Origin of the sequence: Pseudoalteromonas sp. A41-2 (genome assembly GCF_015767615.1) — a bacterium.
In the GTDB taxonomy this organism is placed as follows: Bacteria; Pseudomonadota; Gammaproteobacteria; order Enterobacterales; family Alteromonadaceae; genus Pseudoalteromonas; species Pseudoalteromonas lipolytica.
Window position 1 is genome coordinate 3,009,508 of the sequence record NZ_CP065231.1, and the last position, 11,704, is coordinate 3,021,211.

Annotated in this window: 12 protein-coding genes and 1 tRNA gene; 7 read left to right on the top strand and 6 right to left on the bottom strand. The window is 42.8% G+C overall.

The window, feature by feature from the left end:
- The first annotated feature begins 73 nt into the window (after positions 1-73).
- Entirely contained in the window at positions 74-448 is a 375-nt protein-coding gene (locus tag IT970_RS13580; RefSeq protein WP_036973071.1) for a DUF413 domain-containing protein, read from the top strand.
- Positions 449-527: 79 nt separating this feature from the next.
- Entirely contained in the window at positions 528-1,763 is a 1,236-nt protein-coding gene (locus IT970_RS13585; RefSeq protein ID WP_036973072.1) for a GGDEF domain-containing response regulator, read from the top strand.
- 2 nt (positions 1,764-1,765) lie between these two features.
- Here IT970_RS13585 and rarD read toward each other — a convergent pair whose 3' ends face one another.
- A complete protein-coding gene (rarD, locus tag IT970_RS13590; RefSeq protein ID WP_036973073.1) occupies positions 1,766-2,689 on the bottom strand; it encodes an EamA family transporter RarD in 924 nt (307 codons plus the stop codon).
- Between the two features lie 389 nt (positions 2,690-3,078).
- On the opposite strand from rarD, the gene recQ reads away from it, so the two are divergent.
- The 4 genes from recQ to IT970_RS13610 all read left to right on the top strand — a co-directional run bounded on the left by recQ (position 3,079) and on the right by IT970_RS13610 (position 7,614).
- Positions 3,079-4,902, top strand: a complete 1,824-nt coding sequence (gene recQ, locus IT970_RS13595) for a DNA helicase RecQ (RefSeq protein ID WP_036973074.1) — start codon at positions 3,079-3,081, stop codon at positions 4,900-4,902.
- A 7-nt stretch (positions 4,903-4,909) separates the two neighbouring features.
- A complete protein-coding gene (locus IT970_RS13600; protein ID WP_036973075.1) occupies positions 4,910-5,206 on the top strand; it encodes a DUF3630 family protein in 297 nt (98 codons plus the stop codon).
- Positions 5,207-5,273: 67 nt separating this feature from the next.
- On the top strand, positions 5,274-6,989 hold the full coding sequence (locus IT970_RS13605) for a BamA/TamA family outer membrane protein (RefSeq protein WP_231387286.1): 1,716 nt from the start codon (positions 5,274-5,276) through the stop codon (positions 6,987-6,989).
- A 64-nt stretch (positions 6,990-7,053) separates the two neighbouring features.
- The gene (locus tag IT970_RS13610) at positions 7,054-7,614 is read left to right on the top strand and encodes a mechanosensitive ion channel domain-containing protein (protein ID WP_036973077.1); all 561 of its coding nucleotides are present in this window, start codon (positions 7,054-7,056) and stop codon (positions 7,612-7,614) included.
- Positions 7,615-7,659: 45 nt separating this feature from the next.
- Here the strand turns inward: IT970_RS13610 and IT970_RS13615 are convergent, their stop codons facing one another.
- Genes IT970_RS13615 through IT970_RS13625 form a run of 3 tightly spaced genes read right to left on the bottom strand, consistent with a single transcriptional unit; the run spans position 7,660 to position 10,132 of the window.
- Complete coding sequence (locus IT970_RS13615) at positions 7,660-8,718, bottom strand: succinylglutamate desuccinylase/aspartoacylase family protein (RefSeq protein WP_036973078.1); 1,059 nt, start codon at positions 8,716-8,718, stop codon at positions 7,660-7,662.
- Between the two features lie 33 nt (positions 8,719-8,751).
- Positions 8,752-9,657 (bottom strand): 30S ribosomal protein S6--L-glutamate ligase, encoded by a 906-nt coding sequence (gene rimK, locus IT970_RS13620; RefSeq protein ID WP_036973079.1) that lies wholly within the window; start codon positions 9,655-9,657, stop codon positions 8,752-8,754.
- Positions 9,658-9,709: 52 nt separating this feature from the next.
- Positions 9,710-10,132, bottom strand: coding sequence for an ATP-dependent zinc protease family protein (locus IT970_RS13625; RefSeq protein WP_036973081.1), 423 nt, complete (start codon positions 10,130-10,132; stop codon positions 9,710-9,712).
- Positions 10,133-10,292: 160 nt separating this feature from the next.
- Here IT970_RS13625 and IT970_RS13630 point away from each other — a divergent pair, with 160 nt between their 5' ends.
- Positions 10,293-11,264, top strand: coding sequence for a zinc transporter ZntB (locus IT970_RS13630; RefSeq protein WP_074989354.1), 972 nt, complete (start codon positions 10,293-10,295; stop codon positions 11,262-11,264).
- A 7-nt stretch (positions 11,265-11,271) separates the two neighbouring features.
- On the opposite strand, the gene IT970_RS13635 is transcribed toward IT970_RS13630, so the two are convergent.
- The gene (locus tag IT970_RS13635; protein WP_036973086.1) at positions 11,272-11,493 is read right to left on the bottom strand and encodes a Rho-binding antiterminator; all 222 of its coding nucleotides are present in this window, start codon (positions 11,491-11,493) and stop codon (positions 11,272-11,274) included.
- A gap of 64 nt (positions 11,494-11,557) precedes the next feature.
- Positions 11,558-11,632 (bottom strand) — tRNA-Arg (locus IT970_RS13640).
- Positions 11,633-11,704 lie beyond the last annotated feature (72 nt).

Here is an 11,704-nt window from a genome sequence, read left to right on the forward strand (position 1 = left end):
AAAATAACTTGTTTAATAAAATCGACAACTTGATCCATACTCCTGCAAGAAAATAGGGTATGAGGATACAGCCATGAGCAATGACATTTCATCACTTCGTCAGGCATTCGTAAGCCAACGTCAATTTTATGATGATCAAAACTTCCCACGCGGTTTTGGTCGTAGTGGTCACTTCACTTTGCTAGAAGCCGACATTCTCGAACAGCATGGTGTTGTACTAAAGGGTTTATACAACAAAACCCTAGAACCACAAAATGAATTTCAAACTCAATTTGTGCAAGTAGTCACAGGTAACCTAGAAGCAACCAACCCAATTGAGCGCGCTTGGATAAAATACCTAAAACAAACTACCTGCAAAACTAAGTTTCATACTTTGTTCGGTCGTTCTCGTATCGCGAGCCCGACACCACAAAGCGTTGATTATTATTCTGAGTCGGATAGTTTATAAGCAAGTTGCTTTTTTAACTTTTTAGAGTTACAACATGTAATAACTTACGCTACGCGATAAAGTTATTACAAGGTAAAACGTGACCAGAAAAATATTAATCATTGAAGATGCACCTACTATTGCGCGAGTGCAAAAGCATATCGCGCATAAAGTCGGGTTTGAAGCAGACATCGCAACATCGTTAGCTGAAGCTAAACAACTTATTGCTGAAAATAACTATTTTTGCGCCGTTGTTGATTTTATCCTTCCAGATGCACCCAACGGTGAAGCCATCCCCTGCAGCGTCGATGCCGACATTCCTACCATCGTTATGACCGGCAATTTAGACGAAAAAACCCGAAACACGGTCGAAAAGCATCCTATCATTGATTACATCACCAAAGAAAATAAACAAGCCTATCAATACTTAGAAAAACAACTGACTCGCCTACCGCGTAATGAACAAATATTAGTTTTAGTGGTTGATGACTCACCCGCAACTCGCCGTCACATTTGTAATCTACTCGCACGGCATAAGTACCAAGTTATTGAAGCGGTAGATGGCGTAGATGCACTGCGAGTCTTAGCAGAAAACCCCTCAATCTCTGTGATCATTACTGATAACGAAATGCCTAATATGAATGGCGATCAGCTCTGTGTCGAAATTCGTCGTCTGTATAACAATGACGAAAAAGCCATAATTGGTATTTCAGCACAAGATACCTTGCATTTATCAACGCGTTTTTTAAAGTCTGGCGCTGACGATTATTTAAGTAAGCCCTTTAATAACGAAGAGTTTTATTGTCGCTTAAGCCAAAACGTCGACATGTTAGAAAATATTAAAACGATTCGCTTACAAGCGAATACCGACTACCTAACATCATTGCCTAACCGCCGCTATTTCTTTGGCGAGGCGAGTCAGCATTTAAAAGCGGCACACGCGGCAAAAAAATCGGTCTCACTCGGCATGATTGATATCGATTACTTTAAATCAATTAACGACAAGTACGGTCATGACTCAGGTGATGATGTACTCAAATGCCTGTCACGGTGCCTGCTTAAGTACTTTAAAGATAATTTAGTCGGACGCTTAGGCGGAGAAGAGTTTGCTGTCTTTTTTGCTGATAATGATCCGCAACAAGCACAGCAACGATTAGAAAAATTTCGCCATTTCATCGAAAAACACAGCGCGGAATTTAGTCGTGACAACATTACATTTACGCTATCTATCGGGTTTCATAATGGGCCTGTTTACAGCATTGATGAACTGATAAAACAGGCCGATTTAAAACTCTATCAAGCCAAAGAGACTGGCCGTAACAAGTTAGTGAGCTGATATTAAATAGGTTTAGTCACTGCTTTTAATGATGCTTTACGCTGCTTACGGCTTTGACGGTACGAATCCCAACTGAACAAAGCCAGCGCGCTCCATATACACGCAAACGTTATCACCCTTTCAGCATCAAATACTTCGCCATAAAATGCCACTGCCAGCACAAACATTAAACTTGGACCAATATACTGAAAAAAGCCCAATGTACTGTACTGCAAACGTTTAGCAGCGCCTGTAAAACACAGCAAAGGCAACGTGGTCACCACACCTGCACTAATAAGTAACAGATTGATATGCCAATCATTGGCAGTAAAATCAGAACTGGCTGTGGGCACCATTAACCACCAGTAAACCAGAGCAACAGGCAGTAAAATTAACGCTTCAAGTAATAACCCTGGCAGCGATTCGATAGGCAGCTTTTTACGCAGTAAGCCATAGATAGCGAACGAGCCTGCCAAAGAAAAAGCCACGATTGGAAAAGAGCCAAAGCTGAGCAATTGTAATAATACACCGCATAATGCAAGGCCAACGGCTACGCCTTGCCATTTACGCAGTCGCTCACCTAAAAACAGCATACCTAACAACACATTTAAAAGTGGGTTTATGTAATAACCCAAACTCGCATCGAGCATGTGGTTATTGTTTACCGCCCAAATAAACAAGCCCCAGTTAAAGCCAAGCAAACTGGCCGTTACCACCAGCATTAGGAGCAACTTAGGCTGACCTAATACAACGCGAATGCGCTGCCATTGATGGCGTGCAGCAATAATGATCAACAAAAATAACACCGACCAAATAACACGGTGCATCAAGATTTCAAAGGCAGATATATTCTGTAAAAGTTTAAAATAAATGGGTGCTAAGCCCCACATAAAAAACGCTAAACATGCGAAAATAACCCCTTTTCGCTGTTCAAGATTGGTAGGCATAAGTCAGGCTTTATAGATTAAAAACACTATTTTACGCCGCCTATTTACTGGCGCAACTAAAACGCGGCAAATAAACCCATGTATACCCAAACCACCTCAAGATGCGAGTTTCAGTTGGAATTAAAAGCGATTTAGGCAAGACATTGATTGCAAGTAATAGTGGTTCTATTGTTAAAATCAATAACGCAGTATAAATCGCTTTTAAACCAACCCTTTGGGCGCTCCACAGGCACTTACTCTCATCGTTGTTACTTCTTAAAAGGGACTGCCATTGTTGCAAAGTAACGCCTTGATATTAAGCACCTGTGAAACGCTGAATTCTGCATATTGAGGTCGTTTAGGTATATTGCTACAGACATCATCCAAAAAAAACACTAAAATGCTCGGCGATGAATACCAATACCGCAATGACTAACACCCCCGTTCGATCACCACAAGCCGTACTCAAACAAGTGTTTGGTTACAAGGATTTTCGTGATGGTCAAGAAGCGATTATAGCCGCAGCGCTTGACGGACAAGACTCGCTCGTCTTGTTACCAACAGGTGGGGGAAAATCACTTTGCTATCAAGTACCCGCCTTGATCCTTGATGGTGTCACTGTCGTCATTTCGCCGCTTATTTCATTAATGCAAGACCAAGTTGCACAACTCAAAGCACTGGGCGTTCAGGCCGCTTATATTAACAACAGTCTGCCATTCGAAGAGCAGCAAGCGGTGTACCAGCAACTGCATTACGGGCAAATAAAGCTGTTGTACGTTGCACCTGAAAAAGTATTACAGCACGAATTTTTAGAGCGCCTTAGTCACCTAAAACTCGCTCTGTTTGCTATTGATGAAGCGCACTGTGTCTCGCATTGGGGCCATGATTTTAGGCCTCACTATTGTCGGCTTAATGAGCTAAAACAGCGTTTTATGCATGTTCCGATGATGGCATTAACTGCCACAGCCGATAAAGCGACACGTTACGATATTATTGAGCAGCTACAGCTTAATCAGCCTTACGTACACACAGGCAGCTTTGATAGGCCCAATATTCGTTACACCATCGAAGAAAAATTCAAACCCATGGTGCAGCTGCTGCGTTATTTAAAAGAGCAGCAAAACCAAAGTGGAATAATTTACTGCACCAGCCGTAAACGTGTTGATGATGTTGCCGAAAAACTCGCTGATGCAGGCTTTAATGCCGCGGCTTATCATGCGGGGATGAGTAACGAACAACGACAATTTGTGCAGTCAGGTTTTGCCCGTGACGATATTCAAATTGTAGTAGCAACGGTTGCCTTTGGTATGGGAATTAATAAACCTAATGTACGCTTTGTTGTGCATTACGATATTCCTAAAAGTGTTGAAGCTTACTACCAAGAAACAGGCCGTGCTGGTCGTGATGGCTTAGCCGCTGAAGCGATAATGTATTTTGATCCGGCCGACATAGGACGCGTTCGTCGCTTTTTTGAAGATATCGAAGATGAGCAACGCCGCCGAGTAGAAGAGCAGCGCTTTAATGCGATGGCCAGCTTTGCTGAAGCCCAAACATGTCGCAGACAAATCCTGCTCAACTATTTTAGCGAGTACAAACGTGAAACCTGTGGCAACTGCGATATTTGCTTAAATCCACCGACAAGCTTTGACGGCACGTTGGTCGCGCAACAAGCACTCTCGTGCGTATATCGTGCAGAGCAGCGTTTTGGTATTGGTTATATTGTTGAATTGCTGCGCGGGGCAAATACCAGCCGTATCCGCGATAACAATCACCACCAGCTGAGCACTTACGGTATAGGCAAAGATCACAGTGTGGAGTTTTGGCTGAGCATTTTAAGGCAGCTTATTCACCAAGGCTTATTAAGCCAAGATATAACTCAGGGCTCTTCACTGCGCTTAACCGAAGCAGCTCGTGCAGTACTTAAAAGTGAATACGCCCTGCAATTAGCCGAGCCACGCTTACAAGCCAAACACGTTTATCAAGATAAACTCGCGCAATTTAATTACGACAAAAAGCTGTTTGCTAGATTACGGGCTCTGCGTAAGGAATTGGCTGATGCGGATGACGTTCCTCCGTATGTCGTTTTCAATGATAAAACGTTGGCTGAAATGGCACAGCTCATGCCGACCAATGATAGCGAATTTTTAAAAGTATCAGGCGTGGGGTTTACGAAGCTAAACAAGTACGGTTCTCCTTTTTTAAACACCATTCGCGACTACCTCGCCGCCCACTAGGATTACAATGACTAACCTTATTTATGACGCCGAGTATGAAATAATTGTCATTAACTCACGCGACCTGCCTAACGACGAAGATTTTGAACTGTGGGCTACCCTCTTTTTGCACGCCCCCGCAATTAAAATTGCAGACTTTGATGCCGGTGCCGATCGTCATCAGTTAAGGTTTCACTTTACAGATCATAGTTTTAATCTAAACTTTGAACATTATAGCGAAAGTGTTTGGATAAACGCTGAAGGCGTTGAAGCGGCGAGTGTTTTGCCAAAACTTCATCAGTATTTAGTCATGCAGTTACAATAATAAGCTAGACTTTTTCTCACGCTTAGTATGTAGTAGTTGCATAGCAAATAAACAACTAAGGGTGTAAATGGGATTTAAGCAGTCGCACTTTGTTGCTCAGATTTTACCAATGGTGTTACTTAGCGTAACATCGCATGCCTATGCAGAGCAGGTACTCGCTGACAATAATAACTACTGTCACAACCAACGCACTCTTAAAACGCAAGACAACAACTTACGTCGCCAGCTCGATACTGACAATCCCCTCCCCGAAGCCGCCGATAACCGCAAAATCACTTCCATTAAGCTTGAACAGATCAATGTCTTCAATACCGCACTTGAAGAAGAAAACAACGCGTTATTTCGCTTTGCGAATCGTGCTCATATGACAACCGAACCCGAAGTGATTCACAGTGTACTGCTGTTTTCAGAGGGGGATATTTATCAACCTCGTAAGTTACTAGAATCAGAACGACTCTTGCGTAAACAAGGTTATTTATACGATGCACGCATTCATGCTGAACTTGATTGCGACGGCAACGTGAATGTTAAAGTCGTTACGCGTGACTTGTGGACTTTGCTGCCCGAAATTAGCTTTAGTCGCAGCGGCGGTGAAAACGAATCAAGTATAGGCTTTCGTGAATCAAACTTTTTAGGCTGGGGTAAACGGGTGTCGTTCTCGCGTACGCACGATGCAGACCGCACCGGGTATTTATTTGTATACGATGACCCTAATATCTTTTCGAGTCGCTACCGTGGTCGACTCGAATATTCAGATAACGATGATGGTAAACGCCATTACATCGATGTTAGTTACCCATTCTACTCAATTGATACTCCTTACAGTTACGGTGCAACCAGTTACTCAGACCAGCGCCGTGAGCCACTCTATTATCGCGGCGAAGTTGTCAGTGAGTTCGAGCAAAAAACCACCCTCAATCGCGCTTACTTTGGACATTCAAGTCAACTTGCCCGAAGCTGGACACAACGAATCAGTTTAGGAATAGAAAACCGTGAAGACACCTTTAAAGCCATTGCTGCCACCCAGTTACCTATCGCAGATGATCGCAGCCTAAGTTACCCGTTCATCAGTGCGCAATGGTTCGAAGACCATTATGTAAAAGTAAGAAATTTCGACAGTATTTATCGTACTGAAGACCTAAATCTTGGCTGGAATATTCAAGCATTACTGGGTTATTCAAGTAAAGATTTTAGCGATGATGCCAGCCGGACTATTTATTCTTTGTCTCTGTCAAAAGCCCATTACAGCGGAGATAATCAGCTATGGCGCTTTAAAGCTGATATAGATGGTTATTGGAACGAAGAACAAGACGATGTCGAAAATCTCATAACCAGTAGCCAAGTACAATACTATTTGAATACCAGTTTACAACAAAGCTGGTATGCCAAAGTGCGCCTGCAATATGCCAAAAACCTAACAGCCGATAAACAACTCACCCTTGGCGGCGAAAATGGTTTACGTGGCTACCCGCTTGATTATCAAATTGGCGATCGTAGCTTTTTAGTAAGTCTCGAAAAACGCTATTATTGGGAATATGACTTACTGCAACTATTTAAAGTCGGTGGCGCGGCTTTTTACGACATCGGCCGCGCTTGGTATAACGACAAAGATAACGGCACGAATGGTAATGTACTGCAAAATATCGGTGTTGGCTTACGGTTAGCACCCAGTCGAGCAAATGCCGGAACAGTCATTCACCTCGATATTGCTGCGCCTATCAACAAAAAGGACAGCGACATTGATTCTGTGCAATGGCTTGTCACCGTTAAAAATACTTTCTAAGATAGTGTTATTCGGTTAGTAAAGAGCTAAAATCTCGACGCTTAACATTAATGTAGGATCCCCCTTGGACTTCGAAACACTCTTTAACGAGCAATACCATTTAATCGTGACGATTATCGCGATTTTACTTTACCCATTACTAAGAAAAACCACAAAGAAACTGCTGTTAAAAGCCATCAAAGGTAAAGCAGATCCTCATCGTGTTTATCGTGCAGAACTGCTACTAAACATTATTCTCGCCATTGTAATGCTGTGCCTAGTGTTAGTATTTTGGGGCATTGAGCTGCGCGGTTTATTAGTTTTAGGTTCATCACTATTTGCTATGTTAGGTGTCGCCCTATTCGCAGCGTGGTCGTTATTGAGTAATTTAACCGCCTTTTTATTAATGTTCATTCAAAACGACTGTCGTGTGGGCTATTGGATACGTGTCATCGATGGCGCAAACTTTTTAGAGGGACGTATCATTGAAATGGGTTTGATGAACGTGGTGCTTGAGCATGTCGATGGTCACAAGGTTATTTACCCCAATAATATTTTTGTTACTCGCCCAGTAATGGTACTCAATAAAGCCCCTACTCCGAGTAAAACGCAATCAACAAAGCGTATTCTGGGACCCAAAAAATAAAGCCGCAAATGCGGCTTTTATTTTATGTATTGACGATGTCAGCAACTAATTATTGAGTTCAGCCGTTTTAAGCTCGTCTTCAATATCGCTTATTTCGTCAATAAAGGTTTCTAGCTGTTGCTCTACCAAGCTATTCGCATGCGCAAAGTAAGCAAGATGGAATACCGCATCGCCCTCATTTACAAGCGGCATGGTTTGCTGGCCAATTACAATGCCACTTCGTGGCGCTAATAGCTCAAGCTCAGCATCACCAAGTGGACTGCTGATATAAGCGAGCACTTGCCCTTTCATGACGCGCTCACCAAGGGATACTTGCGCACGGACAATACCATCAACCTCTGCACGCACCCAACTTGTTGAACTTGCAATCACTGGCTCTGGGAGTTTTTTCGCCCGCTTACCACGCACCATTTTTAAATGACGCATAACATAATCAACGCCTTGCACACCGGCTGCAATCGCAATGGGGTCGAATCGCAGCGCTTCACCCGCTTCGTAGGTTATCACTGGGATACCTAAATTAGCCGCTTCACTGCGTAAAGAGCCATTGCGTAATGAGGCGTCTATCACCGCTGGTGTACCAAATGCTTTTGCCATAGCCGCGGTATCAGGATCACTTAAGTTAGCCCTAATTTGCGGTAAGTTAGTACGATGAATCGCACCAGTGTGCAAATCAATAATGTGCGTACAATGCATTGCCACCTGCGAGAAAAAGGCATTCGCCATTCGCCCAGCTAATGACCCCCGTGTTGAACCAGGAAAACTGCGATTCATATCACGACGGTCAGGTAAATAACGCGACTTATGGATAAAGCCAAATACATTCACTATTGGCACCGCTATAATTGTGCCGCGTAATTGTTCAGGCTCAATTTTTGCGAGCAATTGCCTTACAACCTCAACACCATTGAGCTCATCACCATGAATTGCCGCGCATACCATTAACACAGGCCCTTGCTGGACCCCATTAACGACTTCAATTGGAATATTAAGTGGTGAGTGGGTATAAAGCTTTGCTGCTTCAATAGAAAACGTTTTACGTTCACCCACACCAACCGTATCACCTAAAATTGAAAACGGAGTATTTTTCTTAACCTTTGCCACGCACTTTTCCTTTTACTAGAGCGCTTGTAAATCTTAGCCTTTACCACGTGTTGCAGTTCTTTTCGTTGCTGCATTTTTTTCAATAAAATCAACAATCATGCCTGCAATATCTTTACCCGTAGCCACTTCGATACCTTCAAGACCCGGCGATGAGTTAACTTCCATCACTAATGGTCCTCGTGCTGAGCGAAGTAAATCAACGCCCGCTACGTTTAAGCCCATTGCTTTTGCTGCAGCAACGGCTGTTTTTCTTTCTTCAGGGGTAATGCGAACCAATGTCGCACTGCCGCCACGGTGTAAGTTAGAGCGGAACTCACCTTCTTGTGCTTGACGCTTCATCGCTGCGATTACTTTATCGCCCAAAACGAAACAGCGAATGTCTGCACCGCCCGCTTCCTTGATGTACTCTTGCACCATGATGTTCGCTTTTAAGCCCATGAAAGCTTCGATTACACTTTCTGCCGCTTTGCGCGTTTCGGCTAACACAACACCAATGCCTTGTGTACCCTCTAGTAACTTAATAACCACCGGTGTACCACCAACCATGCTTAGTAAGTCTTTAACATCATCAGGCTTGCTTGCAAACCCTGTGACAGGCATACCTACACCTTTACGCGATAATAGCTGTAATGAACGTAATTTATCGCGAGAGCGTGAAATAGCCACTGATTCATTTACAGGGAACACGCCCATCATTTCAAATTGACGTAATACTGCACACCCATAGAAGGTCACTGACGAGCCAATACGCGGAACAATAGCATCAAAATCTTTTAAATTTTCGCCGCGGTAATGAATTTCTGGTTGATCAGAATTAATGTTCATATAACAACGCAATGCATCAATCACTTTTACTTCATGACCACGTTGCTCAGCTGCTTCAATTAAGCGACGTGTTGAATATAAGTTTTGGTTGCGAGATAAAATACCAAGTTTCATAGTTAAAACCTTTACTGACAAACTCACACACTGAGCGTGCTATGAGCGCCTTTTATAATAAATGAGATAAAGCCGGATCGACGACTATGCGATTTTCCATTGCTGTACGCCCTAACAACATTCTAAACTTCATTGTTGAACGGTTACTTAAAGTCACTCTAACGGGCCAGCTTTGGCTTCCTGCGACTAACGTTGTTTCTATAAAGTAACGAAGCTCTCTTTGACCACTTGAACTGGTCACATACTTACGCTCCATCACTTTTGCACGACAGTGGACCACAGTATCCACATCATCCTGCAGAGGCTGGGTTGTGAATTTCACCCAGTTTTCGCCATTTTCTGAAAACTCTTCAATATCAAAAGCATGAATACACGATGTACGCGCCCCCGTGTCCACTTTTGCTTTGATTTTATCAATTCCTAAATCAGGAAGGCTTAGCCATTCGCGCCAGCCAACGATAATTTTTGCACTCATTAATGTGCCCTCTATAAAAAAGTGTCTTATACGCTACAGAGCTAGAAACACCAACAAAATATATTCATCTCATCGATAAATCGATTTCATTAATATAGTCTTGACTATAATAATGTATATACTCAACTATATCGCACTATTTGTAAAATGAGAGTTCAATATGATCAATGGGTTACTTCATGTCTTAATTTTAGACGAGCAAGGCGGTGCACGTGCTATTGACAATAGTACCGAGCTGGAGAATTGGCAACCCGAACATGGAAAACTTTGGGTTCATATGGATTACAGCCAAGCTGACGCTGTAAAGTGGCTTGCTGACAGTAATTTACTGACTGACTATGAATTAGCATCCCTGATTGCGGATGAGACGCGTCCACGCCTAACAAAAGTAACCAACGGTTCGATGCTCTTTTTACGTGGCGTTAATTTAAATCCCGCACAAAGCCCTGAAGACATGGTGTCTTTGCGCTTATTTATAAACGAAAACGTTATTATCACAACCCGCAAACGCCGTTTACTCTCAGTGCAAGATGTTGTTGCAACATTTGATGACAGTAACGGTCCATGTTCAATTTCAGAGCTCGTGTGTCAATTAGCACAAAATCTTACATCGCGTATGCAAGGGGTCATTGATAGCCTTGATGACACGTTGGATATATTTGAAGACGAAATTGATGAGCCAAGCAAAGGTTTTGATAACCAAGCTTTAGCACAAATGCGCCGTCAGACCATCGCCCTAAAACGCTATTTAAGGCCACAAAAAGAGGCCCTTATTACGTTGTTAAACAACAAATACAAGTGGTTAGATGAAGACGACAAAGCCCGTTTAAACGAAACAACCAATATGTTGATTCGCTTTTTAGAAGAGCTAGACAGCTCAATTGAACGTGCACAAATTATTCAACAGACTATTGCTAACCAAGTGTCTGAACAACTTAATCAGCGTATGTATGTGATGTCGGTGGTTGCAGCATTGTTTTTACCATTGGGCTTCTTAACGGGCTTACTTGGTGTCAATGTGGGCGGCATTCCGGGCACGGAAAGTCCGTATGCATTTAGCCTATTTTTAATCTTCTTAGTGGTCCTTACCGTTGGTATTGGTATCTACTTTAAGAATAAAAAGTGGTTATAAGCCTACCTTAGCGTGGCTCAACAGATTTGATTAAATCAAGGCGAACGGCGTGTTCGCCTTTTTTTGTGCTCAAAATTAAGTGTTCACCTTCAGGACTTATAATCTGTAAGTTAATCGCTTTGCCATTTACTTGCTCGCCTGAGTGCAATGTAATCTGTAATTCTGTTGAGTGCATACACCACAATTCGAATTGGTCGTAATCACCACATGCAATGGGTTGATAAGTCATGTTTTAAAATCATGAAAATAAAAAGGATATAAACAGTGTAGAAAATAACAAAAGAAGGAGCAAATGGCGCTCTCGGCAGGGATCGAACCTGCAACTCAGCCTCCGGAGGGCCACGTGATATCCATTTCACCACGAGAGCACATTTGTCGTTGTCAGTACCAACTCGCGATATCAGCATGACAACCCGGCAATGATAATGGCATCTTGCTAT